Source organism: Actinosynnema sp. NPDC037264 (genome assembly GCF_055603705.1).
The window spans coordinates 67,826-94,537 of record NZ_JBVJVK010000017.1 but is presented as its reverse complement, the minus strand read 5'-3'; the positions used below and the strand labels follow the sequence as shown (position 1 = coordinate 94,537).

Annotated in this window: 24 protein-coding genes; 15 read left to right on the top strand and 9 right to left on the bottom strand. The window is 71.3% G+C overall.

The window, feature by feature from the left end; genetic code table 11:
* Positions 1-35 precede the first annotated feature (35 nt).
* From ACZ7GX_RS20640 to ACZ7GX_RS20630, 3 genes are read right to left on the bottom strand one after another with little or no spacing between them, the layout of a single operon-like run.
* Positions 36-1,124, bottom strand: a complete 1,089-nt coding sequence (locus tag ACZ7GX_RS20640; protein WP_498778665.1) for a winged helix DNA-binding domain-containing protein — start codon at positions 1,122-1,124, stop codon at positions 36-38.
* The gene (locus ACZ7GX_RS20635) at positions 1,121-2,209 is read right to left on the bottom strand and encodes an epoxide hydrolase family protein (RefSeq protein WP_498778664.1); all 1,089 of its coding nucleotides are present in this window, start codon (positions 2,207-2,209) and stop codon (positions 1,121-1,123) included. The genes ACZ7GX_RS20640 and ACZ7GX_RS20635 overlap by 4 nt, the downstream gene beginning before the upstream one ends.
* A gap of 38 nt (positions 2,210-2,247) precedes the next feature.
* Positions 2,248-2,697 carry a GNAT family N-acetyltransferase gene (locus tag ACZ7GX_RS20630; RefSeq protein ID WP_498778663.1) on the bottom strand — a complete coding sequence of 150 codons (450 nt, stop codon included), beginning with the start codon at positions 2,695-2,697 and terminating at the stop codon, positions 2,248-2,250.
* A 189-nt stretch (positions 2,698-2,886) separates the two neighbouring features.
* Here ACZ7GX_RS20630 and ACZ7GX_RS20625 point away from each other — a divergent pair, with 189 nt between their 5' ends.
* Genes ACZ7GX_RS20625 through ACZ7GX_RS20610 form a run of 4 tightly spaced genes read left to right on the top strand, consistent with a single transcriptional unit; the run spans position 2,887 to position 8,232 of the window.
* Positions 2,887-3,369, top strand: coding sequence for a (2Fe-2S)-binding protein (locus ACZ7GX_RS20625; protein ID WP_498778662.1), 483 nt, complete (start codon positions 2,887-2,889; stop codon positions 3,367-3,369).
* Positions 3,366-4,361 (top strand): FAD binding domain-containing protein, encoded by a 996-nt coding sequence (locus tag ACZ7GX_RS20620; RefSeq protein ID WP_498778661.1) that lies wholly within the window; start codon positions 3,366-3,368, stop codon positions 4,359-4,361. Before ACZ7GX_RS20625 ends, ACZ7GX_RS20620 begins: the two co-directional genes overlap by 4 nt.
* A complete protein-coding gene (locus ACZ7GX_RS20615) occupies positions 4,358-6,535 on the top strand; it encodes a xanthine dehydrogenase family protein molybdopterin-binding subunit (RefSeq protein WP_498778660.1) in 2,178 nt (725 codons plus the stop codon). The genes ACZ7GX_RS20620 and ACZ7GX_RS20615 overlap by 4 nt, the downstream gene beginning before the upstream one ends.
* Positions 6,532-8,232 (top strand): acyl-CoA dehydrogenase, encoded by a 1,701-nt coding sequence (locus ACZ7GX_RS20610; protein WP_498778659.1) that lies wholly within the window; start codon positions 6,532-6,534, stop codon positions 8,230-8,232. Before ACZ7GX_RS20615 ends, ACZ7GX_RS20610 begins: the two co-directional genes overlap by 4 nt.
* A gap of 6 nt (positions 8,233-8,238) precedes the next feature.
* On the opposite strand, the gene ACZ7GX_RS20605 is transcribed toward ACZ7GX_RS20610, so the two are convergent.
* Positions 8,239-9,021: an SDR family NAD(P)-dependent oxidoreductase gene (locus ACZ7GX_RS20605; RefSeq protein WP_498778658.1), complete on the bottom strand. Its 783-nt coding sequence runs from the start codon at positions 9,019-9,021 to the stop codon at positions 8,239-8,241.
* 110 nt (positions 9,022-9,131) lie between these two features.
* On the opposite strand from ACZ7GX_RS20605, the gene ACZ7GX_RS20600 reads away from it, so the two are divergent.
* A complete protein-coding gene (locus ACZ7GX_RS20600; protein WP_498778657.1) occupies positions 9,132-9,767 on the top strand; it encodes a TetR/AcrR family transcriptional regulator in 636 nt (211 codons plus the stop codon).
* Positions 9,768-9,949: 182 nt separating this feature from the next.
* On the opposite strand, the gene ACZ7GX_RS20595 is transcribed toward ACZ7GX_RS20600, so the two are convergent.
* The 3 genes from ACZ7GX_RS20595 to ACZ7GX_RS20585 all read right to left on the bottom strand — a co-directional run bounded on the left by ACZ7GX_RS20595 (position 9,950) and on the right by ACZ7GX_RS20585 (position 13,674).
* On the bottom strand, positions 9,950-11,386 hold the full coding sequence (locus ACZ7GX_RS20595) for an aldehyde dehydrogenase family protein (RefSeq protein WP_498778656.1): 1,437 nt from the start codon (positions 11,384-11,386) through the stop codon (positions 9,950-9,952).
* Positions 11,387-11,503: 117 nt separating this feature from the next.
* Complete coding sequence (locus tag ACZ7GX_RS20590) at positions 11,504-12,946, bottom strand: DHA2 family efflux MFS transporter permease subunit (RefSeq protein ID WP_498778655.1); 1,443 nt, start codon at positions 12,944-12,946, stop codon at positions 11,504-11,506.
* A gap of 68 nt (positions 12,947-13,014) precedes the next feature.
* Positions 13,015-13,674 carry a DUF899 domain-containing protein gene (locus ACZ7GX_RS20585; RefSeq protein ID WP_498778654.1) on the bottom strand — a complete coding sequence of 220 codons (660 nt, stop codon included), beginning with the start codon at positions 13,672-13,674 and terminating at the stop codon, positions 13,015-13,017.
* A 132-nt stretch (positions 13,675-13,806) separates the two neighbouring features.
* Here ACZ7GX_RS20585 and ACZ7GX_RS20580 point away from each other — a divergent pair, with 132 nt between their 5' ends.
* The 6 genes from ACZ7GX_RS20580 (at position 13,807) to ACZ7GX_RS20555 (ending at position 18,610) form a co-directional block, all read left to right on the top strand.
* Positions 13,807-14,469 (top strand): winged helix-turn-helix transcriptional regulator, encoded by a 663-nt coding sequence (locus tag ACZ7GX_RS20580; protein ID WP_498778653.1) that lies wholly within the window; start codon positions 13,807-13,809, stop codon positions 14,467-14,469.
* Between the two features lie 96 nt (positions 14,470-14,565).
* Positions 14,566-15,744, top strand: coding sequence for an acyl-CoA dehydrogenase family protein (locus tag ACZ7GX_RS20575; RefSeq protein WP_498778652.1), 1,179 nt, complete (start codon positions 14,566-14,568; stop codon positions 15,742-15,744).
* Positions 15,745-15,779: 35 nt separating this feature from the next.
* The gene (locus ACZ7GX_RS20570) at positions 15,780-16,937 is read left to right on the top strand and encodes an epoxide hydrolase family protein (protein WP_498778651.1); all 1,158 of its coding nucleotides are present in this window, start codon (positions 15,780-15,782) and stop codon (positions 16,935-16,937) included.
* Positions 16,938-17,123: 186 nt separating this feature from the next.
* A complete protein-coding gene (locus ACZ7GX_RS20565; RefSeq protein WP_498778650.1) occupies positions 17,124-17,600 on the top strand; it encodes an SgcJ/EcaC family oxidoreductase in 477 nt (158 codons plus the stop codon).
* A gap of 37 nt (positions 17,601-17,637) precedes the next feature.
* Positions 17,638-18,120: an SgcJ/EcaC family oxidoreductase gene (locus ACZ7GX_RS20560; protein WP_498778649.1), complete on the top strand. Its 483-nt coding sequence runs from the start codon at positions 17,638-17,640 to the stop codon at positions 18,118-18,120.
* A gap of 25 nt (positions 18,121-18,145) precedes the next feature.
* Positions 18,146-18,610: a peroxiredoxin gene (locus tag ACZ7GX_RS20555; RefSeq protein WP_230567897.1), complete on the top strand. Its 465-nt coding sequence runs from the start codon at positions 18,146-18,148 to the stop codon at positions 18,608-18,610.
* Between the two features lie 316 nt (positions 18,611-18,926).
* Here the strand turns inward: ACZ7GX_RS20555 and ACZ7GX_RS20550 are convergent, their stop codons facing one another.
* On the bottom strand, positions 18,927-19,382 hold the full coding sequence (locus ACZ7GX_RS20550; protein WP_498778648.1) for an SgcJ/EcaC family oxidoreductase: 456 nt from the start codon (positions 19,380-19,382) through the stop codon (positions 18,927-18,929).
* 95 nt (positions 19,383-19,477) lie between these two features.
* Positions 19,478-20,707, bottom strand: coding sequence for an acyl-CoA dehydrogenase family protein (locus ACZ7GX_RS20545; protein WP_498778647.1), 1,230 nt, complete (start codon positions 20,705-20,707; stop codon positions 19,478-19,480).
* 171 nt (positions 20,708-20,878) lie between these two features.
* Here ACZ7GX_RS20545 and ACZ7GX_RS20540 point away from each other — a divergent pair, with 171 nt between their 5' ends.
* From ACZ7GX_RS20540 to ACZ7GX_RS20525, 4 genes are all read left to right on the top strand, one after another.
* A complete protein-coding gene (locus ACZ7GX_RS20540; protein WP_498778646.1) occupies positions 20,879-22,243 on the top strand; it encodes an FAD-dependent oxidoreductase in 1,365 nt (454 codons plus the stop codon).
* A 136-nt stretch (positions 22,244-22,379) separates the two neighbouring features.
* Positions 22,380-23,957: a GMC family oxidoreductase gene (locus tag ACZ7GX_RS20535; RefSeq protein ID WP_498778645.1), complete on the top strand. Its 1,578-nt coding sequence runs from the start codon at positions 22,380-22,382 to the stop codon at positions 23,955-23,957.
* Between the two features lie 34 nt (positions 23,958-23,991).
* Positions 23,992-25,371, top strand: a complete 1,380-nt coding sequence (locus ACZ7GX_RS20530; protein WP_498778644.1) for an aminotransferase family protein — start codon at positions 23,992-23,994, stop codon at positions 25,369-25,371.
* Positions 25,372-25,510: 139 nt separating this feature from the next.
* Positions 25,511-26,689: a hypothetical protein gene (locus ACZ7GX_RS20525; protein WP_498778643.1), complete on the top strand. Its 1,179-nt coding sequence runs from the start codon at positions 25,511-25,513 to the stop codon at positions 26,687-26,689.
* Positions 26,690-26,712 lie beyond the last annotated feature (23 nt).

The window sequence follows — 26,712 nt, the reverse complement described above, 5'->3', positions numbered from 1 at the left end:
CCTCGCCTGTGCGAGGTGGCCCGCCCGGCGTCCGGTCAGGCGTGCCCGCCGACCGACACCGTGCCGACGGTCAGCTCCGGCCGCCCCTCCAGGAACTCGCCGACCCACGCCACCTCGCGGTCCAGCTCGGCCGAGTGCGCGGGCGACAGCGGCGCGAACGGCTCGACCGTGACCGCGATCCGCCGACCCGACCGCTTCTGGTGCCACACCCCGGCCACCACGCCGTCCACCAGCAGCACCGGGAAGTTCCCCGCCTGCCCGCCCGACAGCGCCCGCTCGGACGCCCGACCCGGGAACACCACCTCACGCGGGTGGCTGCCCACCACGTAGGCGTCGAAGTAGGGGAGCAGCCGCACCCCGGCCGGCGGCTCGTCCGGCCACGACGTGTCGCCGCGCACCACCCACCCGCCGTCCGCCTGCTCCAGGTCGGCCCGCTCGAACAGCTCGTCCGCCCACCGCTTGGGCGCGGCCAGCCACTTCGCGAAGTGCGCCGGCGTGGCCGGCCCGTACGACCGCAGGTAGGAGTGCAGCAGCTCGACCGCGCCGTTCGCGGCCGGCGCGAAACCCGGCAGCCACCGCTGCGGGCTCGTGTAGGCGGCCTTGCGGCCCTTGTTCGGCGCGAAGCACATCGCGCCGAGGTTCGACGCCACGCCCATCGCCTCCACCCACCGCGGCCACGGCGTCCCGCCGAACGCCTCCATCACCCGGTCGCCCGCCCACGCGCCGGTGCGCGCGACCACCTCCTCCGTCAGCTCGTCACCGGTCAGCTCGTCGTCGCGCAACGCGTCCGCGATCGCCGCCACCACCTCGGCCGTCTGCTCCTCGGTCAGCAGCTTCAGCCGTTGCGGCAGCTCCGCCAGCGCGCCCGTCCACATCGGCAGGTCCGCGGCGGGCAGCAGGTGCACCGTGCCGCGCGGCCCGCGCGTCTTCACCAACGTCCGGTCCACCCACACCGCGTCCCGCACCTGCTGCCGGGTCAGGGTCGTGCGGAGCCCGATCGACAACTCCGCCGCCGACATCACCTGGGCGTGCGCGCCGCACATCGCCCGCACCACCTCAACCGGGTCGGCCGACCGCGCCAGCAGCGAGTGCCGGCGCAACCGCCGGCCGAGCACGCGGTTCACCGCACCTTCCCGAAGAACGCGCGCACCTCGGCCGCGAACGCCCCGGGCACCTCCAGCGCCACGAAGTGCCCGCCCGGCTTGGCCTGCGGCCAGTGCACGATGTCGTTGTGCCGCTCGGCCAGCCGCCGGATCGCGGGCGGACCGCTGTAGACGCCCGTCGGCACCAGCTTCTGCCCTTCCGGCCACCCGAACCGCTCGTTGTCGTACATGAACCACGACGACGACCCCGCCGTGCCGGTCAGCCAGTACAGCGTGGCGTTGACCAGCAGCAGGTCGCGGTCGATCGCCTGCTCCGGCGAGTCGACCGTGATGGTGAACTCCCGGAACTTCTGCATCAACCACGCCAGCAGCGCCACCGGCGAGTCGTGCCAGCCCAGCGCGAAGGTCTGCGGCGCGGCGCGCAGCAACGCGTGGTGGTCCACCCCGGCGCCGGCCCAACCCTGCACCTGCCAGTAGAACTCGCGCTCGTCCTCGGTCAACGTCGGCAGGTCCGCCTCGGTCGGGAACCCCAGACCGCCGTTGACGAACACGCCGACCACGTGCTCCGGCGCGGCCTTCGCCACCTCGGGCGCGAGGTAGGCGCCGAGGTCACCTCCCTGCACCCCGTACCGCCCGTACCCCAGCCGCGCCATCAGCCCGGCGAACATCCGGCCCGCGCGGGCGACGTCGAACGGACCGGTCGGCTTCCCGGAGAACCCGAAGCCCGGGATGCTCGGCACCACCACGTGGAAGTCCCGCAAGTGCGCCAACGCGTCCACGAACTCGACGAACGTGTTCGGCCACCCGTGCACCAGCAGCAGCGGCAACGCGTCGGGGTTGTCGCTGCGGACGTGCAGGAAGTGCACGTCCAGCCCGTCGACCTCGGTGGTGAACTGCGGGAAGGCGTTCAGCCGCGCCTCGTGCGCGCGCCAGTCGAACCCCGTGCGCCAGTACTCGGCCAGGTCCCGCAGGTAGTCCACCGGCACGCCGCGCTCCCACCCCTCGCCGGGCAGCGGCCGCACCCAGCGGGCGCGGGCGATGCGGTCGGCGAGGTCGTCCAGGTCGGCCTGCGGGACGGCGATGCGGAACTCTTCGATCTCGGTCACACCACCGACCCTAGGACCCCAGTAGGACAGGATCCGTCCTAGATCGACCCCGGATGCCCGAACTGGGCGATCCGCAACCCGCCCTCGACCACCACCGTGTCGACCAACCGGAACCCCAGCCCCTCGTACAACGCGATGGCGGGCGCGTTCGCCGCACCCGTCGACACGATCGCCGGCCCGCCCTCGGCCAGCACCTGCTCCACCAGCCGCCTGGCGAACCCGAGCCGGAAGTGGCTCGGCGCCACGCACAGGCGGTCGATGTCCAGCACGCCGTCGACCTTCGCGTAGCCGACGAACGCCACCAGGTCGTTGTCGACGTACCCGCCCAGCCACCGCAGCGGCAGTCTCCGGATGTCCTCCACCGAGTCGTGCAGCCCGGGTATCGCCGTGCTGCCGATCAACTCAGCCTCGACCGCGTACGACAGCGTCGCGATCCGGTGCACCGCCTTCGCCGTCTCGTCGTCGGCGAGGTCCAGGGGAACGATCATGCGGGTCATCCTTTCCCACGAGGTGATCCGCCGGTTACCCGGTCCGATCGGCTGCGGAACGCCGTGTTCGGCGGCCGGCGGCGGCGCTCTGGTCGCCCGGGGGCTACTCCCGGATTGCGCAAGCTGCGAGTAGACCCCCTCCGGCGCCGCGAACTAGCTTCGGGCGACGAGCGGCCCGGAGGGGAAGAAATGGTCGAGATCGCGCTGCGGATCAACGGATCCGAGCACCGGCTGGACATCCAGCCACACGTGAGCCTGCTCGACGCGCTGCGCGACCACCTCGGGCTGACCGGCACGAAGAAGGGCTGCGACCAGGGCGCGTGCGGCGCGTGCACGGTGCTGTCCGACGGCGAGCGGATCAACTCGTGCCTCGCGCTCGCGGTGCAGTACGCGGGCCGGGAGATCACCACCATCGAAGGCGTCGACCACCCGTTGCAGCGGGCGTTCGTGCGGGCCGACGGGCTCCAGTGCGGCTACTGCACGCCCGGCCAGATCTGCTCGGCGATCGGGATGCTCGACGAGCACAAGAACGGCATGCCCAGCGCGGTCACCGACGAGCTGCCCGGCGCGGAGCTGTCCGACGAGGAGGTCCGGGAGCGGATGAGCGGCAACCTGTGCCGGTGCGGCGCCTACAACGGCATCGTCGCGGCGATCCGCGAGGTCGCGGAATGAAGTCGTTCGCCTACGTCGCCGCGCCGGACACGGCCACCGCGTTGCGGGCGGTCGCGGACGGGGACCGCGTGAAGTTCCTCGCCGGCGGCACGAACCTGGTCGACCTCATGCGCGAGCGGATCGAGCAGCCCGACACCGTGGTGGACATCAGCCGGCTGCCGATGTCCGGCGTCGAGGAACTGCCCGACGGCGGACTGCGCATCGGCGCGCTCACGACCAACAGCGGCGTCGCCGCCGACCCGCTGGTGTGGACCCGCTATCCCGTGCTGGCGCAGGCCATCCTCAACGGGGCGTCCCCGCAGCTGCGGAACATGGCCACGGTCGGCGGCAACCTGCTGCAACGCACCCGGTGCCTGTACTTCTACGACGAGGCCGCGCGGTGCAACAAGCGCGCCCCCGGCAGCGGCTGCGACGCAATCGGCGGGTTCTCCCGGGGCAGCGCCGTGCTCGGCGTGAGCGAGCACTGCATCGCGACCCACCCCTCGGACATGGCCGTCGCGCTGGTGCTGCTCGACGCGACCGTCGAGGTGCAGAGCACGCGCGGCACGCGGCGCATCCCGATCGCCGAGTTCCACCGCGTGCCCGGCGACGCGCCGCACGTCGAGACGGCGCTCGCCGCGGACGAGCTGATCACGGCCGTCGAGCTGCCGCCCGCGCCCGTCGCGGCGAACTCGCGCTACCGCAAGGTGCGCGACCGGGCGGCCTTCGCGTTCGCCCTCGTCTCGGTCGCCGCGGCGTTGCGGGTGGAGGACGGCGTGGTCACCGAGGTCCGGCTCGCGCTCGGCGGCGTGGGCACGAAACCCTGGCGTGCCACCGAGGCCGAGCGCACGCTGCTCGGCCGCCCCGCCACCGACGAGTCGTTCCGACTGGCGGCCGACGTGGAGCTGCGTTCGGCCACCGCCACCGCCCAGAACGCCTTCAAGGTCGAACTCGCGCGGCGCACCGTCGTGACGACGCTGCGGCGACTGCTCACCGGCGGGAGCGCGGCATGACCGTCATCGGACAACCGCTCGACCGCGTCGACGGCGACGCCAAGACGACGGGCGCCGCCCGGTTCGCCGCCGAGCACTCCCACCCCGGCCTCACGCACGCCGCGCTCGTGCACGCGACGATCGCCCGGGGCCGGATCACCGCCCTGGACACCGCCGCGGCGACCGCGGTGCCCGGCGTGGTGGCCGTGCTCACCCACCGGAACGCGCCGCCGCTGCAACCGCCGCCCGAGATCAACCCCCTCGACTTCAACACGCTGTTCACCGGCACCTTCGTCCGCTACCTGGGAACCGACGAGGTGCACTGGGACGGGGAGCCGATCGCGGTCGTCGTCGCGGAGACCCTGGCCGCCGCGCAGGAGGCCGCCGCCCTCGTCCGCGTCGAGTACGAGACCTCCGACGCCGCCGTGGACTTCGCGGCGGCGGAGCCGGGCGCGTGGCCGCAACCCGACAGCCCGCTGACGCAGGGCGAGGCGGGCAAGGGCGACGCGGAGGCGGCGCTGGCGGTCGCGCCGGTCGCGGTGGACCTGCGGTTCACCACCCCGCAGCAGCAGCACAACGCCATCGAACCCCACGCCACGACCGCGGTGTGGGACGGCGACCGGCTGACCGTGCACGACTCCACGCAGTCGATCGACTGGTTCCGCACCCACCTCGCGGTCAGCTTCGGCGTCCCCACCGAGAACGTGCGGGTGCTCGCGCCCTTCGTCGGCGGCGCGTTCGGCGGCAAGGGCTCGATCTGGCCCGGCACCGTCCTCGCCGCGCTGGCGGCGCGCGCGACCGGCCGGCCGGTCCGGCTGGCGCTCACCCGCGAAGGGGTGTACCGCACCGTGGGCGGCCGGACTCCGTCGATCCAGCGGGTCGCCCTCGGCGCGACCCGGGACGGCAGGCTGACCTCGCTGGTGCACACGAGCACCAGCCGCATCGGCCACGTCGGCGGCATCCCCGAGCAGATCACCGAGCAGTCCCGGCACGCCTACGCCGCCGACAACCTCCTCACCCGCCAGCTCCTGGTGCAGCTGGACCTGGTGTCGAACGCCTTCATGCGGGCGCCGGGCGCGGCGATCGGCTCGTTCGCGCTGGAGTCCGCGATCGACGAACTCGCCTACGAGCTGGACGTGGACCCGGTCGAGCTGCGGATGCGCAACGAACCGGACGTGAACCCGCTGGACGGCAGGGAGTTCGCCCGCCGGCGGCAACGCGAGGTCTACGCGCGGGGCGCGGCCCGGTTCGGCTGGCACGAGCGGAGCCCGCGGCCGGGCACGACGCGGGACGGGCGGTGGCTGGTCGGCACGGGCGTGGCGTCCGCCTACCACCCGTCGTACCAGTTCCCGGCGGACGTGACGGTGCGGCTGTCGGCCGACGGGACCGTGCTGCTGCGCTGCGGCTTCCAGGAGATGGGCATGGGCGCGGCGACCGCGCAGGCCCAGGTCGCGGCCGACGCGCTCGGCGTGCCGGTCGACGCCGTCCGGGTGGAGTACGGCGACTCGGCGCTGCCGCCGTCGCCGGGCGCGAACGTGTCCATCCAGACCGCGAGCATCGCCGGCGCGGTGCTGGAGGCGACCGCGGAGATCAAGCGGTCGCTGAGCGCCCTGGCCGAGCGGACCGGCGGCGACAGCCCCGCCGAGATCATCCGCAACGCCGGCGTGCCGCACGTCGAGGCCGCCGTCGGACCGGAGACCCCGGCCGGCCGCATGACCGGCTCCGAGCGGTTCATGGCGATGATGATGCGCGACCAGCACCTGGTGAGGGCGGCCACGGGCGCGCACTTCTGCGAGGTGCGGGTCGACCCGGAGACCTGCGAGGTGCGGGTGTCGCGGTGGGTCGGCGTGTTCGACATCGGCACCGTGGTCAACCCGAAGACGGCGGGCAGCCAGCTGCGCGGCGGGATCGTGATGGGGCTGGGCATGGCCCTGTCCGAGCAGGCGCTCGTCGACCCGCGCACCGGGCGGATCATGAACCCCAGCCTGGCCGAGTACCACGTCCCCGTGCACGCCGACGTCCCGCCGATCGACGTGTCCTTCCTGGACGAACCGGACCCGACCATGCCCTTCGGCATCCGCGGCGCGGGCGAGGTGGGCATCACCGGCGCCGCCGCCGCGGTGGCGAACGCCGTGCGCCACGCCACCGGCAAGCGCGTCCGCGACCTCCCGATCACCCTGGACAAGCTGCTGTGACCGGCGTCCCCGAACGCTCCGACCGCGACCTCGCCGCGCTGGTCGCCGACCCGTCGCCGACCCCGTCGCCGCCCGCCGGGGACCTGGCCTCGCCGTACCTGCGGCTGCGTCGCCTGCACGCCGAGCGGGGAGACGACACGCCGCTGCTGGCCGACCACGCCCGGCTGCGCACCCTGCTGGAACTGTCCGCGATGGCCGACCCGAGCCTGTTCTTCGCGATGTTCCTGCACCACTGCATGGCCATGGGCGCCGCCCTGGACCAGGGCGCGGACCAGGCGGACGTGGCCGCGCTCGCCTCGGGCCGGTGGATCGGCGGCGCGCTGCTGGCCGAGCTCGGCCACGGCAACAGCAACTCCCGCACCCACACCCAGGCGGTCTACGACCCGGCCACCCGCGAGTTCGTCCTGTCCACCCCGGTCGCGGAGGCGGCGAAGTACCCGGCCACCGCCGGCGCGGCCGGCATCGCCCGGCTCGCCGTGGTCAGCGCGAGGCTCCTGGTCGACGGCACGGACCGGGGGACCGCGCTGTTCCTCGTCGCCCTGCGCGACGAGGACGGCCCGTGCCCCGGCGTCACGATCGAGCCGCGGCCACCGACCGCGCTGCTGCCCCTGGACTACGCGACCGTCCGGTTCGACCGGGTCCGGGTGCCGTACCGGCGGTGGCTCGCCGACGGCGCGGCCATCGCCGAGGACGGCTCGTTCCACGACCCGCTGGGCGGGCCCGAGGCCCGCAGCCGCCGCAGCATGAGCATGGGCCGGTTCGGCTGGGGCGCCATCACCGCCGGGCTGGCGGCGGTGGCCCGCGCGAGCTCCTCGCTCGCGCTGACCCGCGCCCGTCGCCGCCGCACCCTCGACCGGCTGGCCGGCAACGTCGCCGCCATCGACCACCTCAACCAGCAACGCCTGCTGTTCGGCGCCCTGGCCGCCGCCCTCGCGGCGACCGCCATCGCCCGCCGCGACACCGAGCGGTGCTGGACGATCCCGGGAGCCGGTGCGGGCGCCGGCCTGTCCGCCGCCGAGCAGCGCGAGCTGGGGTTGAACAAGGTCACGGTCAGCGTGCTCGCCGACGCGGCGGTGAACCGGTGCCGGTCGGCGAGCGGCGCGGTCGGCTTCTTCTCGGAGAACCGGCTGATCGGCTACCAGGGGCTGACGATGGCCTTCCAGTCCGCCGGCGGCGACAACCGGCTGATCCTGATGGACGCCGCCTGGGCGATGGCCACCGACCCGGACCACCTCCCGCCGCAGGAGCAGGCCGCGCCGGACGACTGGGGCAGGCTGCTGCGCGGCCGGGAACGGCTGCTGCACGCCGAGCTCACCGCCGGTCTGCGCGCGGACCGCGTGGACGGCACCGTCCCCTTCGACGTCTGGAACGACCGGACCGAACTGGCCCAGCGCTACGCCGAGACCCACGCGGCACGCGGCGCCGCCGAGATCCTGCACGCCGAGTGGCACGCCCCGACGCTCCCCGAGGAGTCCCGGCCGCTGCTCGCCGACCTGTACGAGCTGCACTGCGTCGAGCAGGTGGGCGAGCACGCCGGCTGGTACCTCGCCCGAGGGCTGCTCACGGCCGAGCAGGTGCTCGGGCTGCCCGAACGCGCCAACGAGATCTGCCGCCGCCTGCTCCGGCACACCGACGCCCTGGACCGGCTGCTGGAGGTCCCGGAAGGACTGCTGGGCGACTTCCCCGACACGGCCTGATCGCAGTCATGCCGCCGTCGTGTCGGGTTGCAGGGCGGGGCCGAGCAGGAGTCCGCCGTCCGCGACGAACTCCGAGCCCGTGACGAACGAGGCGTCGGCCGAGGTGACGTAGAGGAGCAGGGCGGTGATGTCGGCCGGGGTTCCCAGCCGCGGGATGGCGTACGGCTCGGGCGAGTAGAAGTCGGCGATGGGCGGCCGGCCCGCGATCGGCTCGTTGATCAACGGGGTGGAGATGACGCCGGGGTGGATGGAGTTGACCCGGATGCCGTCCCGGCCCAGTTCGAGCGCGGCGGTCCTGGTGAGCCCGCGCAGCGCCCATTTGCTGGCGACGTAGGGCGCGTAGAGCGGGGTGCCGACGTGGGCCATCGTGGAGGCGATGTTGACGATCACTCCGCCGCCGTTGCGGCGCAGTGACGGGGTCACGGCCTTGATGCCGAGGAACGTGCCGGTGAGGTTGACGTCGAGGATGCGGTCCCAGACCAGCCGCTCGACGGCCTCGATCGGTGCCGCGGGGTTCTGGACGCCGGCGTTGTTGACCAGCACCGCGATCGGCCCGAAATGGCGTTCGGTCTCGGTGACCGCCGCGACCCAGGCGTCCTCGTCGGTGACGTCCAGGCGGACGAACAGTGCCCGCGAGCCGAGTTCGGCGGCGAGTTCTTTGCCCGGCCCGTCGGAGAGCGCGGCGATGACGACGTTCGCTCCCTCCTGGTGATAGGCCCGGACGTGGCCGGCGCCCTGCCCTCCGGTGCCGCCGGTGACGAGAACGGTCTGCTTGTCGAAGCGTCCCATGACGCGGTCCTCTCTGCTGGACATGGTGAGTCGAGTGACTCGCCTCGCCATCAGGCTATGGTCGCGACAGATGGTGAGTCAAGTGACTCGCCTCGCGTAGGATGAGGTCCATGACGACGGAGCCCTCGACCTATCACCGGCGCGTCGCCGAGCAGAAGCGGGCAGCCATCATCGACGCCGCCACCCGACTGTTCCTCGATGCCGGGTACGCCGGCACGTCACTGGCCAAGGTCGCCGAGGCGGCCGGGGTGTCGAAGGCGACCCTGTTCAAGCAGTTCCCGACCAAGGCGGCGCTGTTCGACGCGATCGTGACGGAGTCCTGGAAGCTCGAGGACGAAGGCGACCTCCGCCCACCGACGGGCGACCTGCGGGCGGGCCTGACGGCCATCGGCCGCCGGTACGTCGCCCTCCTCACCCGGCCCGGCATGGCCGCCCTGTTCCGCATCGTCATCGCCGAACTGCCGCGCTTCCCCGAGTTGGGCGAGGCCCACTTCGAGCACGGCAAGATGCCCTACTTCGACTCGGTGCGCCGCTATCTCGACACCGAGAACGCCCTGGGAACGGCGAAGCTGGACGACCCGGAACTGGCCGCGACCCAGTTCCTCGGGATGATCTCCAACTACGTCTTCTGGCCCCGGATGCTGCTCATGAACTGGTCGCCCGACAACGCATCGACGGCACACGTCGTGGACGAGGCCGTACTGATGATGGAAGCCAGATACGGCGTCGCGAACACCACCAACTGAAGCGGCAGGTGCCGTGCTTGAACGTTGGTCAGCCGGCCGGCCGGCCAACAGGCTCCCCGGCCACAAGGAGCAGCCGTCTGACCAGCACGATCAGTGCTTAGCGGTGGTTTTCGTTCCGATGTTCCTCAAACGCCTGATCGGACGGTCCCGCCGCGTGGCGGGACCGTCCCGAGTGGACGGGCTCAGCGGCGGGGGAGGTAGATGGACTTCAGGGTCGAGTACGACGCGAAACCCTCCGGGCCCAGGTCGTAACCGAGGCCGCTGGCCGACAACCCGCCGTACGGCGCGCCCAGGTCCAGGTCGACGAAGTTGACGCCCATCGCTCCCGTTCGGACGGTCCGCGCCACCTCCAGGCCGCGGTCCACATCGGAGGTCCAGACGGTGCCGCTCAGCCCGTAGTCCGAATCCTCCGCGATCGCCACCGCCTCCTCGAGCGAGCGGTACGGGGTCACGGTCAGGACCGGGCCCAGGATCTCGTCCCGCGCGATCGGCGACGAGCCCTCCACGTCGCCGAACACCGTCGGGCTGACGTACCAGCCGCGGTCGGTGTCGGGGCGCGAACCGCCGGCCGCCAGGGTCGCGCCGGACGCCCTGCCCGCCGACACGAAGGACTCCACGCGGGCGCGGTGCGCCTGCGACACCATGGGGCCCATCTGGGTCGCCTGGTCCAGCGGGTCACCGATCGTCAACGACGACGCCACCCCCGCCAGGACCTCCACCAGCTCGTCGTGGTGGCGCGCCGGGACCAGCACGCGCGTGCCCGCGTAGCAGGTGTAGCCGTTGGTCATGAAGATCGAGCCGCCCAGCGACCGGCCGACCGCCGTGATGTCGGCGTCGTCCAGGACGAGGGCCGCCGAACGGCTGCTCAGCGCCAGGGACACCCGGCGCAGCAACCGCCCGCACACCTCGCCCACCTCGCGGCCGACGGGCGTCGAACCGGTGAACGCCACGCGGTCCACCCCGGGGTGGGCGACCAGGTGGCGGCCGATGTCGGCCCCGCCGGTGACCACGTTCAGCGCGCCGCCCAGACCGGCGCGATCCGCCGCGGCGGCCAGTTCCAAGGCGCCCAGCGGTGTCTGCTCGGCGGGCTTGAGGACCACGGCGCAGCCCGCCGCCAACGCGGCGGCGACCTTGAACATGGCGAGCGGCTGGGGGAAGTTCCACGGGACGACGACGGCCACCACGCCGATCGGCTCGCGCCGCACCACGGTCTCGCCCTCGCCGTCGACGCGCGGCCGGCGGTCCTCCACGGGCGTGCTCGCCGCCAGGCCCGCGTGGTAGCGCACGATGCTGATCGGCGCGAAACCCTCGGCCATCGTGGCCACGGTGATCGGGAGACCGTTCTGCGCGCTGGTCAGCGCGGCGCGGTCGTGGGCGTTCTTCTCCAGCTCGTCGGCGAAGCGCAGGAGCGACTCGGACCGCTCCTCGGGGGTGAGCCCACCCCACTCCGGCGAGCGCAGCGCGCGGCGCGCCGCGGCGACGGCGGCGTCCACATCGGACGTCGTCGACACGGGTGCGGCGCCGACCGGTTCACCGGTGGCGGGGGAGAGCACCGCCGCCGTGCCTCCGCCCGAGGGGACCCATTCCCCTCCGATGTACAGGGAGTCCCTCGTCGCCATGCCGCGCCTCCGCAGTCCGTCGCGATCGGAAGCACAGTCTCCCCACGGACGGGGGTGGAAGCTTCTTCGGGAATGCGGTGGTTCCGCGGGAGGCGGAACCACCGCACGCCGTCGTGCTTACTTGGCGGTCTCCACGCCGACGGGCTCGGCCGCCGCCGGGGCCGCCTGGCCGGACGGGTTCTTGCCCGGCGCGAACAGCGCGGCGACCATGCCGACCACCGAGGCGATCGCGCCGACCACGAAGGCGGCCTGGAAGCCGTCCATGGCCGTGGACGCGTCACCGTAGCCGCCGTAGGTGGCGAACGCCGCGCCGAGGACCACGACGCCGAACACACCGCCGATCTCGCGCACCGAACTGTTCACACCGGACGCGACACCGACGTCGTTCTGCGGCACGGACGCGAACACCAGGTTGATCGTCGTCGGCAGGCACATCGCGATGCCGACACCGCCGAGGATCAGCGGCACGATGAACGAGCCGTACCCGGTGCCCGGCGCCGCCACCGCGGCGATCCACGCGAGGCCGGCGCCCTGGAGCAGCAGGCCGATGATCATGAACGGCCGGTTGCCCAGCTTGTCGGCGAACCCACCCGCGATCGGGGCGACCAGCAGCGGCATGGCCGTCCACGCGAGCAGCCGCAGACCGGTGCCCATCGGACCGTTGCCCAGGCCCTCCTGGAACATCTGCCCCAGCATGAACAGCGCGCCGATCAGGGCGAAGTGCTGGAAGAACGCCGAGATGTTGGCGATGGTGAAGCCGCGGATGCGGAAGTACTCCATCGGCAGCAGCGGGTGCTCGACGCGCTTCTCCCAGACCACGAACGCGACGATCAGCACCAGGCCGATGATGATCGACAGCAGGACCTCCGCGCTGCCCCAGCCCAGCGAGGGCTGCCTGACCGCGGCCCACACCAGCCCGAACAGACCGATCGACGCCAGCGCCAGGCCGACGAGGTCCAGCTTGGGACGCGGGCCGTAGCTCTCCCGCAGCAGCACCGCGGACAGCACGGTGGCGGCGATGCCGAACGGCACGTTCAGCCAGAAGATCCAGTGCCACGACAGGCCCTCGGTGATCAGACCGCCGACCACCGGACCGGCCGCGACGGCCAGACCCGAGACACTGCCCCAGATGCCCATCGCCATACCGCGCTTCTCCGGCGGGTAGGCGTCGGACAGCAGCGTCAGGCTGACCGGGATCGCGATGCCGGCCGCCACGCCCTGCAGGACGCGGGCGACGATCAGGATGCCGACCGTCGGCGCCAGGGCGGCCATCGCCGAGGCGAGGGTGAACACCGCCAGGCCGACCACGTAGACCCTCATCCGGCCGTACCGGTCGCCCAGCGCCGCACCGGTCAGCATCAGACAGCCGAACGCCAGGTTGTAGGCGTTGATGGTCCACTCGAGATCGGCCAGGCTGGCGTTCAGGTCCTGCCGGATCGTCGGGATGGCCGTCACCACCACCATCACGTCCAGCGACGTGAGGAAGGCGCACACCGCGACGAGCGCCAGCGTCCAGCCCGGGCGGGCCGGGCGCTGCGTTGCGGCTGAATCAGACCTCATGGCGTAACTCCCGGCTGTGGTAAGACGCGGTGCGCGTCATGTGGAACTCCGTTTCTCAGGTGCTGCGGTCAGGCGTCGTACTGGTCGTGGAGCCGCCACCACTGGTAGGCGGGCGTCTGCGGCCAGCCCTCGGGGGAGTCCTCCCACGTCTCCTGCCGGCCATAGGGCGTCAGGTCCAGCAGGACGAGGTCGTTGCGGAGGTTGTCGATACCCCGGGCCGCGGTGAAGTAGGTGCGGAACACGCGGTCGTCGTCGGTGCGCAGGAAGACGCTCAGGCCCGCGCCGCCGTGGATGCCGCAGTCCGCGTCGAAGTCGGTGCCCATGGTCGAGTACCAGGGGATGTCCCAGCCCATCCGCACCCGGTAGGGCTCGAACTGGGACACCGGCGCCGGCGAGGTCTGCACGTACGTGGTGTCGCGGGCGTGCAGGTGCGCCAGGTGGGGCGTGCTGTCGGCGGTGGCCGAGCAGCCGGGGCAGCGGTGGTCCGAACCCGGCTCCATCATGAAGTGGTAGACGATGAGCTGACGGCGCCCGTCGAACAGCCCGACGAGGTCCTTCTTCCCGTCGACGCCTTCGAAGACGTAGTCCTTGTCGAACTCCACCATCGGCATCCGACGCCTGCGCGCGGCGAGGGCGTCCAGCGCGCGGGTCATCTTCTTCTCTTCGACGAGCAGCTCCTCCCGAGCTGCTTCCCACTCCCGCGCGGAGACGATCGGCGGCAGCTTCATGAGCACTCCTGTGGTTCGGCTTCTTCGACTGGCGCACGCCGGCGAGGCGTGGACGGGGACACAGTAGCAGCTACTCCTAAATAAGGAGTAGATACACTCCCTCTCAGGAGTGAACGGGGTACACTCGCCCGTGTGGCAACCAGGCGCAGGTACGGTGACCGGTGTGGTGTCGCGCACGCGTTGGACGTGCTGGGTGAGCGGTGGGCGCTGCTGATCGTCCGTGACCTGCTGCTGGGTCCGAAGCGGTTCACCGACATCCAGACCGGCCTGACCGGCGCGGGACCGAACGTCCTGACGACCCGCCTCAACGCCCTCCTGGCGGCTGGCGTGGTCCGCAAGAGGACGCTGCCCCCGCCGGCGGGCTCGCGGGTCTACGAGCTGACCGAGTGGGGCGCCGAACTGGAGCCCATCGTCATCGCGCTGGGCATGTGGGGCGCGCGGTCGCCCGTGCTGCGGCCCGAGGGCGAACTGCGCGCCGACTCGCTGATGCTGTCGGTGCTCGGCGGGCTCGACCCGGCCTCGCTGGGGCCCGACGGCGGCGTCTTCGAGGTCCGGCTGGGCCAGGACACGTTCACCGTCACGGTCCGTGACGCGGTGCGCGTGACCCGCGGCCAGGCGACGGGCCCGCTGGACGCCACCGTGGACACCGACAGCAACACCCTGGGCGCGCTGATGGCCGGCGAGGACGACGCGGCCTCCGCGATCGCCGCCGGGCGGGTGGTCCTGGGCGGTGACGAGGCCGCCGGCCGCGCCCTGCTGACCGCCGTCTCCGGGACCGACGTGTCCGTGGCGTGACCAACGATCCCCGCAATTTGGGAGATGCATTATAGACCCCTTGCGGCACATGCTCCTTGCGTCACCGGCTGGTCGGGCCGAGGCACTCGGGAGGACATGGTGTTGCAGACCAAGACGCCGTCGCGGGTCGAACTCGTCAAGCGGGCGGCCGACGTCGTGCCACTGCTGCGGGAGCGATCGCTGTGGATCGACGAGAACCGTCGGCTGCCCGATGACGTCATCGCCGCCCTGGAGGACTCGGGCCTGCTGAAGATGCAGCTCCCCGTCCAGTACGGCGGCTACGAGAGCGACGCCCGCAGCCTGGTCGACGTCCACGCCGAACTGGCCAAGGGCGACAACTCCGCCGCGTTCTGCGTCTCGGTGTGGGCCCTGCTCAACTGGATGGCCGGCCTGTGGCCCGACTCGGTCCAGGAAGAGGTCTTCGGCGCCAACCCGAACGCCCGGGTGTGCGGCACCCTCGCCCTGGGCGGCACCGCGGCCCGGGTCGACGGCGGCTGGCTGTTCAACGGCAGCTGGCGCTTCAACAGCGCCGTCCTGCACAGCCACTGGAAGATCACCGCCGCCATGTCCGACGACGGCAGCGGCCCGGTCACCGCCCTCATCCCCGTGTCGGACTTCCGCATCGTCGACGACTGGCACACCAACGGCCTGCCGGGCTCGGGCAGCGTCACCACCGTCGCCGAGGACGTGTTCGTGCCCGCCGAGCGCGTCATCGCGACCATGGACTTCTTCACCGACCAGTGCAAGTCCGAGACCAACAAGGTGAAGCCCGGCTACCAGGTGCCCATGCTCGTCACCTCCACCGCCGCCACCGCGGGCCAGCTGATCGGCTCGGCCAAGTACGTCCTCGAGACCTTCCTCGAGCGCCTCGACGGCCGCTCGATCACCTACACCGACTACACCAGCCAGCGCGAGGCCCCCGTCACCCACCTCCAGGTCGGCGAGGCGGCACTGCTCATCGAGGAAGCCGAGACCCGGGCGCACCTGTTCGCCGACCTCATCACCGCGAAGATGCGCGCCAACGAGGAGTGGACGCAGGAGGAGCGCGTGCGCTCACGCGTGCAGCTGGGCCGCGTGGCCCAGCTGTGCAAGCAGGCCGTCGACATCATCGCGATGGCCAGCGGCGGCTCGTCGATCTTCCGCGAGGTGCCGATCACGCGCGTCCAGCGCGACGTGCACGCGATCTCCATCCACGCGCTGACCCACCCCGGCACCAACATCGAGCTGTACGGCCGCGTCCTGTGCGGTTTGGAACCCAACACTCCCTACCTGTGATCGACCAGTCGACAACGAACCGCTGTGGAGCAGGTATGAAGCCGTTTCAGATCGACATCCCCCAGAGTGCCCTCGACGACCTGAAGGCCAGGATCGCCAACACCCGGTGGCCGGTCGGGCTGCCCGAGGCGGGCTGGGACCGCGGCGTCCCGGTGGACTACCTCAAGGACCTCGCCGAGTACTGGCGCACCCAGTACGACTGGCGGCGCATCGAGGAGCGCCTGAACTCCACGCCGATGTTCACCACCACCATCGACGGGGCGAACATCCACTTCCTGCACGTCCGCTCACCCGAGCCCGACGCCGTGCCGATGATCATCACGCACGGCTGGCCCGGCTCGGTCGTGGAGTTCCTCGACGTCCTCGGCCCCCTCACCGACCCCCGCGCGCACGGCGGCGACCCCGCGGACGCCTTCCACCTCGTGATCCCCTCGATGCCCGGCTTCGGCTTCTCCGGACCCGCCGAGGCCGGCTGGAACACCCAGCGCGTCGCCGCCGCGTGGGCGCAGCTGATGAGCGAGCTGGGCTACGACCGCTACATCGCGCAGGGCGCCGACTTCGGTTCCGGTGTCGCCTTGGTCCAGGGCCTGCAGGACTCCGAGCACGTGCTCGGCGTGCACGTGAACACCCTCGTGACCGGTCCGAGCGACGACCCCGCGGACCTGGAAGGCCTGACCGACGAGGACCGCCGCCGCATGGCGCGCTCCCAGCGGTTCGTCGACATCCTGTCCGGGTCGATGAAGCTGCAGGCCACGCGACCCCACACGGTTGCCTACAACATCCACGACTCCGCCGTCGGGCAGCTGGCGTGGATCGTCGAGAAGTACATGGACTGGGCGGACACCACCAACGCCCCCGAGGACGCCGTCGACCGCGACCGCATCCTCGACATCGTCACCATCTACTGGCTCACCGGCACCGGCGGCTCGTCCGCGCAGTTCTACTACGAGAGCTTCGACTTCCTGCCCATCGGGCCCAACGCGGGCCGGTACTTCCCGCTGTCGGTCCCCGTCGGCGTGGCGGTGTTCCCGGAGCCCCCGTTCGTCCCGGTGCGCCGGTTCGCCGAGCGCGAGTTCGCCACGATCGTGCACTGGAACGAATTCGACCGCGGCGGGAACTTCGCCGCGATGGAGGAACCCGACCTGTTCATCGAGGACGTGCGGTCATTCCGCCGCAAGCTGAAGCAAGGTTGAGGTCTGCGCAAGCGTGGAGATGGCAGTCCACAAGGATGCGGAGATGATTGACAGGGCGGCTGCCGAACTGGCACGGACGGTCGTGACCCAGCGGCGTGTCGCTCTTTCCACCCTCGTGGGCGGCAGGTCCCGCCCCAGTTCGGGACCTGTTCCTTCCGCCGTCCACCTAGCAACAAGGAGTCACCGATGACCAGCACGGCATCGAGTGTCGTCGATCGCGAGGCGATGCTGAATTCGTACTACGGTCCGTTCACCAGCGAGAAGGAGAAGGAAGTCCTCGGTGTTCCGCTGCGCCTCGTCGGCGCGTGGGCCAAGAACGACGCCGCGGGCGTGGCGAACACGTTCACCGAGGACGGCATCCTCATCCTGCCGGGCGACGTGCTGAAGAAGGGGCGCGAGGAAATCCGCGCTTTCATGCAGGCGGCCTACTCCGGTCCCTTCAAGGGCACCGGCGTCACCGGCAACCCGGTCGACGTCCGCTTCGTGTCCGACGACGTCGCGCTGCTGCGCACCCACGGCGGCATCCTCGCCCCCGGCGAGACCGAGATCGCGCCCGAGCTCGCGGTGCGGTCGACGTGGGTGTGCGTGAAGCAGGACGGCGAGTGGCGGCTCGCGGGCTACCAGAACAGCCCTCGGGGCGACGGCGCGACCCTGCGCTGGTAACCAGCCGGTAGTCGGAGCGAACCAAGGAGTGCCATAAATGCCCACAGCGACCAAGGGGTGGGGCAACGCCTCACAGTTCCTCGCCGAGGCGGGGATCCGCGAGGACACGTCCTACTACCGGGGCTTCACCGCCGAGGACGAGAAGGCGGTGCTGACCGTGCCGATGCGCATCCAGGAAGCATGGGAGCGCAACGACGCCGACATGTTCGCGGACACGTTCACCGAGAACGGGAGCCTGCTGATGCAGGACACCCAGCTCACCAGTCGTGAGGAGATCCGCCAGTACATGGCGGAGGGCTTCCGCGGCGGTCTCAAGGGAGCCCGGGTCCGCGGCGGCCCACTGGAGATCAAGTTCCTCAGTGACACCGCCGCGATGGTGATCAGCGAGGGCGGCATCCAGCTCGCCGGCGAATCGACGACCTCACCGGAGCGCGCCGTGCGCGTCACCTGGGTGATCGTCAAGCAGGCCGACGGCGGCCTGAAGCTGTTCTCCCACCAGAGCAGCCCCCTCAAGGGCTGAGGACCCGCACGACGAGAGGTGAGCCATGGCGGTCGAGGTCGGTTCGCCGGCGCCGGATTTCACCCTGAGCGATCACAACCGCGAGGTGGTGACGGCGTCGTCGCTGTGGCGGGAGAAGAACGTGCTCCTGGTCTTCTACCCGTTCGCGTTCAGCACGATCTGCCAGGACGAGATGTGCCGGGTCAGGGATGACATCGGCGAGTACGCCAACAACGACGTTCAGGTCATCGGTGTTTCCACCGACACACCGTTCGCGTTGAAGGCGTGGGCCGAGCAGCAGGGTTACGACTTCCCCCTGCTGTCGGACTTCTGGCCACACGGCGAGGTCGCCAGGAAGTACGGCGTCCTCATCGAAGAAGCCGGCATCGCGATGCGCGGCACGTTCCTGGTGGACACATCGGGTGTCGTGCGCTTCGCGGAGATCAACGGTCCCCGCGAGGTGCGCGACCAGGCCAAGTGGAAGAAGGCGGTGGCGGAACTGACCGCCTGATCCCACGCCCGGAACGCCCGACGCGTCGCCGGCCACCCGAAGGTGGTCGGCGACGCGTTTTGCGTGCCGCGCAACGGCCGGGATGCGCGGACTCCCGAACCCCTTGGCCCCTCGGACTCCCGAACCGCTGAGGCCGCCCGGACTCCCGAGCTCCCCGGGGCGGTCATCGAACCGCACCGTCCCGCTGCAAGCGGAAACCGCGCCGCCGGACGGGCGAACTGCACCGGCCTCGCAACCCGCGAAACCCAACCACGCCCGGAAAAGCGAAACCGCGCCGCCCCCACCACGGGGGACAGCGCGGTCGCAGTCGCCGGTATCAGCCCTTCATCGGGCTGGTCTGCTGGTTGAGCAGCTTCCACTCGTCGTCCCGGCGCACCGCCACGTACGTGGAGCGCATGACCCGCTCCGGCGGGACCTCGGTCTCACCGGGCAGCAGCACGCCGCCCTCCAGGATCGCCAACGCGACACCGGGCGCGATGATGCGCACCTCGACCGGCTGCTCGACCAGCGTGCTGCCCTTGTAGCCGCCGGCGAACACCTCCTCCAGGTACGCGGCGATGTCCTTGGGACCTGCCAGCGCCAGGTCGCCGATGATCATCACGCCGTCCTCGGCGAAGACGCCGGCGACCGCCGCGGGATCGTTGGAGTCCCACGCGCCCCGGAAGCGGAGCGCCACCGTCAGCGCCGTCCCCTCCTCTCCGAGCGTGTAGTCGCCGTAGTTGGTCGCCCACTGCTTGGCCTGGGCGACCAGTAACGATGCCTTCTCCGTCATTGCTGTGCCTTTCTGTGTAGAGGTGGGGACTGGTCAGGCGACCTGACGGACGCGAGGCGGGGACACCCGGCCGAACATCGGCACACCCCGGCGGATCAGACGTACAGGGTGTTGGGCTCGAGGCCGCTGAGGATCCGGCCGTACAGCTCGTAGGCGGTCGGCGGGTAGACCAGGGCGTGCAGGCCCACCGCGTGGATGTCGCGCGCGATCTTCTGCACCGGGACGTCGTCGTAGATCGACGAGCCGCCACCCGCGCGCGACAGCACGTCGACCGCTTCGGTGGTGAGCTCGCACGCCGCGCTGACGTCCACACGGCACTGCGCGCGCTCCTCCATCGTCCACGGCTCGCCACTGGCGCCCTTGGAATCGACGAGGTCGGCCACCCGCCGGGCGTGGAACTCCGCCTGGTCCGTCTTCAGCACGGCCTTCGCCAGCTGGAGGTGGGTGATCGGGGCCTCTCGCATGCTCTCGTAGCTCGAATAAGTGATGCGGCGGCCGGGCAGGCGGTCCAGGAACACCTCGATGGCCGCACGCGCCAGACCGATCAGGACACCCACCGTCGACGCGGCCGCCACCGCGTTCAGGGGGGCCTTCCACACCGGCGACGAGGCGTTGGCCGCGGAAGCGTGCTGCAACGTCATGGCCGCCGACAGGGGGAGCACCCGATCGGCGGGCACGAAGACGTCGTCGACCACGGTCGAGACGCTGCCGGTACCGCGAAGTCCCGAAGTCTTCCAGTCGTCGACGATCCGCACGTCCTGGATCGGGACCAGCGCCAGCATCGGCTGCATGCCGCCGTCCGGCGTCGGCGCGAGCGCGATCAGCTCCTGCCAGTGGCTGTGCAGCGCCCCGCTGATGAAGTTCCACTCACCGCTGACCCGGTAGCCGCCGTCAACCGGGGTCAGCATGCCGCTCGGACTGAGAGTCCCGCACACCCGCACGTGCTCGGTGGCGAACACCTCGTCCTGGACGTGGTCGGGGAAAAGACCGACCATCCAGATGGGAATCCACCACACCTGGGCGTTCCAAGCCACCGCGGCGTCCCCGCGGGCGAGTTCGGTGGAGACGGCGACCAGCGTCCGCGCGGGCGACTCGTACCCGCCGAGGCGAGCCGGCCTGCGCAGCTTGAAGAACTCCGCCTCCTCGAGACCCGCGATGACGTCGTCGTGCAGCCTGCGGTTTTCCTCTGACCACCGGGAATGCTTGCGCAGCAAGGGAACGAGGTCGGTGGCGCGTTGGACGAGCTCGGTATGGGTAGGTGTTTTCACGAGGGTCACCTTGTCCTCCTCGATAAGACCCGCACAGGCGCATCGTGAGTCCGCCATCGACGGACAGGCGACGGTCGACGACCATCCTGGCCGCGGGCCCGCGCGTGCGGCATCTCTCGGATTGCCCTCTTCCGGAGGCCGGCCTCCGCAACGTCGAAGATGCGCAGGTCACGCCGCCGCTGTGAGCATGTTCTCGTCCCGCCCCGCCTGACGAGGAGCGATGTCCAGATGGGCAACTACATGGGTGGTCGCGCGGTCGTGTTGGGCGGAAGCATCGCGGGCATGCTCGCCGCGAGGGTCCTGTCCGACGCCTACGAGAGCGTCGTGATCGTCGACCGCGACGAGCTGTCCGACGTGCGGGACCCACGGCGCGGCGTGCCGCAGGGACGTCACGCTCACGGCCTCCTCGCCCGGGGCCAGGAGATCCTGGAGGAGCTGTTCCCCGGCTTCCTCGCCGGCCTCGTCGACGCCGGCATCCCCGTCGGCGACCTCTGCGGCGACGTCCGGTGGTCCTTCAACGGCTACCGCATCAAAGCCGCGCCGACCGGCCTGCGGCTCGTCGGCATCGCCCGCCCGGTGCTCGAGCACCACGTGCGGCAACGCGTCCAGGCCATCCCGGGCGTCTCCTTCCGCGAAGGGCACGACGTCGTCGGGCTGGTCGCCCACGGCGGCGCGGTCCGCGGTGCCCGCGTGCAGAGCCGCCAACCCGGCGCCGAGCCCGAGGTGATCGACGCCGACCTCGTCGTCGACGCGACCGGCCGCGGCTCGCGCGCACCCGCGTGGCTGGAGTCGATGGGCTACCCGCGGGTGCCGGAAGAGCGCGTGAAGGTCGGCCTGGCCTACACCAGCCGCAAGTACCGCTGGCACACCGACCCGCTGCGCGGCGACATGTCCATCAACCCCGTGGCCACCCCGCGGCACCCGCGCGGCGCCTTCCTGCACACCCTCGGCGGCGACATCGGCCTGCTGTCGCTGACCGGCACCCTCGGCGACCACCCGCCGACCGATCCGGCCGGGATGCTCGCCTTCGCGAAGTCCCTGCCGGTGCCCGACATCCACGACGCGATCCGGGACGCCGAACCCCTCAGCGACCCGGTGATGTTCCAGTTCCCGGCCAGCCAGCGCCGCCGCTACGAGCGGATGGAGAGCTTCCCCGAGGGCTTCCTCGTCCTCGGCGACGCGGTGTGCTCGTTCAACCCGGTCTACGGGCAGGGCATGGCGGTGGCCGCGCTCCAGGCGTTGGTCCTCGCCGAACACCTGTCGACCGGTCGGGCGCCGAACCCGCTGGAGTACTTCGGCGACATCGAGTCCGTCGTCGACGTGCCGTGGGAGATCGCCGCCGGCGGCGACCTCGCGTTCCCCGGCGTGGCGGGCAAGCGCACGCTGAAGGTCCGGATGAGCAACGCCTTCATGGCCCGCCTCCAGGTGGCCGCGACGCACGACGCCGGCCTCTCGGAGGCGTTCCTGCGCGTCGCGGGTCTGGTCGACCCACCGCAGGCGTTGATGAAACCCGCGATGGTGCTGCGGGTGCTGCGCACCCCCCGCACCCCCGCACCCGACTCCGCTCCCTCTTCCCTGGAGCGGTTGCGCTAGGGGCGTCACCGCCGCAAGCAGGTACGTCCACATCGGCCGTTCCGACGTGAGTCCGGCCGAGCTCTTGAGGTTCACCGCGCCTGGACGACCCTCGCACACCCCAAAGCCGCCGCACGGCGGATGTCTGGAGGACCGGATGTACGATTATGTGATTGTCGGAGCGGGTTCGGCGGGCTGCGTGCTCGCCTCCCGGCTGTCCGAAGACCCCGATGTCACCGTGTGCCTGATCGAGGCCGGTCCCACGGACGACCTGGAGACCATCCACGTCCCGGTGGCCTTCGGCGACCTGTTCCGGACCTCAGTGGACTGGGACTACGACTCGCACGAGGAGCCCCAGCTCAACCGGCGGCGGATCTTCCTGCCCCGCGGCAAGGTCCTGGGCGGCACCAGCTCGATCAACGCGATGCTGTACCTGCGCGGCAACAAGCTCGACTACGACGGCTGGGGCCAGCCCGGCTGGAGCTACGACGAACTGCTGCCGTACTTCAAGCGCTCCGAGGACAACGAGCGCGGCGCGTCGTACTACCACGGCGCCGGCGGCCCGATGAGCGTGTCGGACGGGCGCAGCAAGAACACCCAGTCGGAGGCGTTCCTGGAGTCCGCGGCCCAGGCCGGGTTCGCCTCGAACGACGACTTCAACGGCGAGTCGCAGGACGGCTTCGGCTACTTCCAGCTCACCCAGCGCAACGGCCGCCGGTGCTCGACCGCGGTCGCCTACCTGCACCCGGCCATGAACCGGCCGAACCTGACCGTGCAGACGAACTTCCAGGTGCACCGCATCGTCATCGAGAACGGCCGCGCGGTGGGCGTCGCCGGCCGCCGGTTCGACGAGAACCTCACCGTCCGCGCCAACCGCGAGGTCATCCTCTCGGCCGGCACGTACAACTCGCCGTTCCTGCTCATGCACTCCGGCATCGGGCCCGCGGACCACCTCGGCCTGCTCGGCATCCCGGTCGTGCACGCCAACGACGAGGTCGGGGCCAACCTCCAGGACCACCCGCTGGTGCCGCTGATCTTCGCCCACGACGAGCCGGTCAGCACCCTGATCGCCGAGGAGCCGCAGTACCGCAAGCAGTTCGAGGAGGAGGGCACCGGGCCCATGACCTCCAACGGCCCCGAAGCGGGCGGCTACGTGCGCACCCGCTCCGGCCTGGCCGCGCCGGACGCGGTGTTCTTCTCCGGTCCCATGATGTTCGCCGACAGCGGCCTCGGCCTGCCCACCGGGCACGCCATCACCTACGGGCCGGTGCTGCTGACGCAACAGGCCCGGGGCGCCGTGACGCTGGACTCCAGCAACCCCACCACGAAGCCCAAGATCCAGCACAACTACTACCAGACCGAGGACGACCTGGTCACGGCCGTGGCGGCGACGAAGATCGGCATGGAGATCGCGCGGCAGAAGGCCCTGGCCCGGTTCACCAAGGACTGGTACTCCGCCCCGGAGTCGGACTCCGACGCCGACGTGCGCGCGTACGTCCGCGGCTACACCCACTCCATCTTCCACGGCTCCGGCACCTGCGCGATCGGCAAGGTCGTCGACGCGGAGCTGAAGGTGATCGGCGTCGAGGGCCTGCGCGTGGCGGACGTGTCGGTCATGCCGACGGTCGGCCGCGGCGCCCCCAACGCGTCGGCCATCGCGATCGGCGAGAAGGCGGCGGACCTCGTGCTGGGCAAGGCGCCGCTGACCGAGGGCCAGGCATTCGCCACGGCGTGAGACGGCACCCGCCGACCGTAGTTGAGGAGGAGTCTTGACCATAACCCCTGAGGTCCCGGCGTTATCCGACGTGGCGACCGAACTGGAAGACCTCGACCGCAGGCACCTGTTCCGCTCCATGCAGCGCGGCGACATCACCGACCGGGTGGTGATCGTCCGAGGCCAGGGCTGCACCGTGTGGGACGCCAAGGGCAACGAGATGCTGGACGCCGCCGGTGGCGGCGTGTGGCACTCGCACCTCGGCCACGGACGCCGTGAGCTCGGTGAGATCGCCGCCCAGCAGATGGGCGAGATCGAGTACTTCACCAGTCTACTGGAATTCACCAACGACAAGGCGATCAAGCTCGCGACCCGCATCGCGAACCTGGCGCCCGAGGGCCTCAACCGCGTGTTCTTCACCAGCGGCGGTTCCGAGGCGGTGGAGACGGCGATCAAGGCCGCACGGCTCTACCACCACCGGCGAGGCGACACGGACCGCACGTGGATCATCTCGCGGAACTACTCGTTCCACGGGACCGCGTACGGCAGCGGCACCGCCACCGGTTTCCCGCCCGTGCACCTGGGGGTCGGGCCGAACCTGCCGCACGTCGAACGGGTGTCGCCGCCCTACCCCTACCGGGCGGCGGACCTCTACGGAGGCCGGGACACCACCGACTTCCTGATCGACGAGCTGGAGCAGACGATCCAGCGCCTCGGTCCGGGCAACGTGGCCGCGATGATCGGCGAGCCGGTGATGGCGGCCGGCGGCGTGCTCGAACCGCCCGCCGACTACTGGCCGCGGGTGCGGGAACTGCTGACGCGGCACGGCATCCTGCTGATCGCCGACGAGGTGGTCACCGGGTACGGCCGCCTCGGCTCGTGGTTCGACTCGCCGGGGCGGGGGATGCAGGCCGACATGATCACGTTGGCCAAGGGCATCGCCGGCGGGTACGTACCGCTGGGTGCGACGGTCATGTCGGACGAGGTGTCGGAGACGCTGCTGAGCACCGGCGGCTTCTTCCACGGCTACACCTACCAGGGCCACCCGGTGGCCTGCGCGGTGGGCTTGGCGACGATCGACATCATCGAGCGCGAGGACCTGCTGTCGAAGGCGGGCTTGATCGCCGGCTGGGCCCGCGCCGGCCTGGCTCCCGCGGTCGACCTGCCCGCGGTCGGCGACCTGCGGATCGTGGGTTCGCTGGCGGGCATGGAGCTCGTGGCCGACCGGACCACCCGCGAGCCGATGGCGTGGGGACCGGTCGAGCAGGTGGCCTTCGAGATCCGCAAGCGGCACGGCGTCATCGCCCGTCCTTACGGCTCGATGCTGGTCATGGCGCCGCCGCTGGTGATCAGCGAGGACGAGATGGCCCGCGCCACCTCCGCCGTGGTCGACGTGCTGACCCACCTCCGCCCGGACGGCACCATCGCCGAGTGACCGGAGCGCACGGGCGGCACCTGTCCGGAATCCTGGCTTCCGATAAGGTTCACTTATCGGAAGCCAGGATTTTTCCGTTGATAGCGTTGCGTTGCGGCCTATAACGTTTGTCCCAACGAAATAGTGCTACGATATTGCCGTGACGACGACGGAGACCTCCGCGCTGACCTGCAACTACCCCGGCTGCACGCGACCGGTGTTCCGGGGCAGCGGGCCTGGTCGGCCCGCCGAGTACTGCGACCTGCCGGAACACACCCGGTGGCGGGCGTGGCGGGAACGGCAGCGGCTCGCACAGGCGGCGGAGGGCGAGCAGGAGATCGTCACCGTGACGAAAGGCCCGCAGGGGATCACTGCGGGCAAGATCAGGGCCGAGGAACTGCTGGAGCGGTTCCGGGTGTTGACCGAGCAGCTGTCGACGACGTTGACCGGGGCCGTGGCGGAGCTGTCCGCGATCGCCGACCCGAGCGTGGCCGAGAGCCAGGTGCAGGCGGTCGAGGCCGAGGCCGCACGGCGGGTCGCCGAGGCGGAGGCCGCCGTCGCGAAGGCGGAACGACGGCGGCGTGACGCCGAACAGGCCCGCCAGGCCGCCGAAGCGACCACCGAGGACGCGGTGCGCGCCGCCGAACAGGCCGAACAGGACGCCGAAGCCGCCTACGCGCAACGTGACGCCGCACGTGCCGAAGCCGACGCCGCCGTCCAGCGGGCCGAGGACGAGATCGCCACCATCCGGGTGGAAGCCGCGGCAGCCGTGGACGAGATCCGGCGGGACGCCCAGGCGCAGGTCGACCAGGCGAAGGCCGACGCGGTCACCCACGCCGAACAGGCACGGCGGCAGGCGGTGCGGGAAGTCGACCAGGTCCGCGCCGACGCCCAAGCCCAGATCGACCAGGCCCGGCACGACGCGCAGGCCCAAGTCGACCGCATCGAGGCCGAAGCCCGAACCCGGGTCGAGCAGGCACGAGCGGACGCGCGGAGCCGCGTCGACCAAGCCGTCGCCGAGGCCAAGGCGAGCGTCGAGCAGGCCCAGGCCGCCGCACGCGCCGAAGCCGCCGCCGCGCACGAGGCCCGGATCAAAGCCGAACGCGCCGAGCAGTCCGCCCACGACGCCCGCGCCGAACTCGACCGCGCCCGAGCCGAGCTGACCGACCAGCGCGACACCCACCGCGCCCAACTCGACCAAGCCGAACGCGCCGCCCGCGAACGCCTCGCCGCCCTGGAAGAAGCCCGCGCCCAGACGCTCGTCCGGGCCGAACGCGCGGAAACCCAACTCGACCGCCTGCAAGTCGAACTGGACGCGCTGCGCGCGGAACGACCCTGAGGCGGGTCAGCGGAGGACGGCCC

Bases quoted from the DNA above. Each gene is read 5' to 3' on its own strand.
- ACZ7GX_RS20630 (WP_498778663.1), bottom strand. From the start codon at position 2,697: ATGATCGTTCCCCTGGACCTCGCCGACGACGAGACGGCGAAGGCGGTG.
- ACZ7GX_RS20625 (WP_498778662.1), top strand. From the start codon at position 2,887: ATGGTCGAGATCGCGCTGCGGATCAACGGATCCGAGCACCGGCTGGAC.
- ACZ7GX_RS20620 (WP_498778661.1), top strand. From the start codon at position 3,366: ATGAAGTCGTTCGCCTACGTCGCCGCGCCGGACACGGCCACCGCGTTG.
- ACZ7GX_RS20615 (WP_498778660.1), top strand. From the start codon at position 4,358: ATGACCGTCATCGGACAACCGCTCGACCGCGTCGACGGCGACGCCAAG.
- ACZ7GX_RS20605 (WP_498778658.1), bottom strand. From the start codon at position 9,021: ATGGGACGCTTCGACAAGCAGACCGTTCTCGTCACCGGCGGCACCGGA.
- ACZ7GX_RS20600 (WP_498778657.1), top strand. From the start codon at position 9,132: ATGACGACGGAGCCCTCGACCTATCACCGGCGCGTCGCCGAGCAGAAG.
- ACZ7GX_RS20595 (WP_498778656.1), bottom strand. From the start codon at position 11,386: ATGGCGACGAGGGACTCCCTGTACATCGGAGGGGAATGGGTCCCCTCG.
- ACZ7GX_RS20590 (WP_498778655.1), bottom strand. From the start codon at position 12,946: ATGAGGTCTGATTCAGCCGCAACGCAGCGCCCGGCCCGCCCGGGCTGG.
- ACZ7GX_RS20585 (WP_498778654.1), bottom strand. From the start codon at position 13,674: ATGAAGCTGCCGCCGATCGTCTCCGCGCGGGAGTGGGAAGCAGCTCGG.
- ACZ7GX_RS20575 (WP_498778652.1), top strand. From the start codon at position 14,566: ATGGTGTTGCAGACCAAGACGCCGTCGCGGGTCGAACTCGTCAAGCGG.
- ACZ7GX_RS20570 (WP_498778651.1), top strand. From the start codon at position 15,780: ATGAAGCCGTTTCAGATCGACATCCCCCAGAGTGCCCTCGACGACCTG.
- ACZ7GX_RS20565 (WP_498778650.1), top strand. From the start codon at position 17,124: ATGACCAGCACGGCATCGAGTGTCGTCGATCGCGAGGCGATGCTGAAT.
- ACZ7GX_RS20560 (WP_498778649.1), top strand. From the start codon at position 17,638: ATGCCCACAGCGACCAAGGGGTGGGGCAACGCCTCACAGTTCCTCGCC.
- ACZ7GX_RS20555 (WP_230567897.1), top strand. From the start codon at position 18,146: ATGGCGGTCGAGGTCGGTTCGCCGGCGCCGGATTTCACCCTGAGCGAT.
- ACZ7GX_RS20550 (WP_498778648.1), bottom strand. From the start codon at position 19,382: ATGACGGAGAAGGCATCGTTACTGGTCGCCCAGGCCAAGCAGTGGGCG.
- ACZ7GX_RS20545 (WP_498778647.1), bottom strand. From the start codon at position 20,707: ATGGCGGACTCACGATGCGCCTGTGCGGGTCTTATCGAGGAGGACAAG.
- ACZ7GX_RS20540 (WP_498778646.1), top strand. From the start codon at position 20,879: ATGGGCAACTACATGGGTGGTCGCGCGGTCGTGTTGGGCGGAAGCATC.
- ACZ7GX_RS20535 (WP_498778645.1), top strand. From the start codon at position 22,380: ATGTACGATTATGTGATTGTCGGAGCGGGTTCGGCGGGCTGCGTGCTC.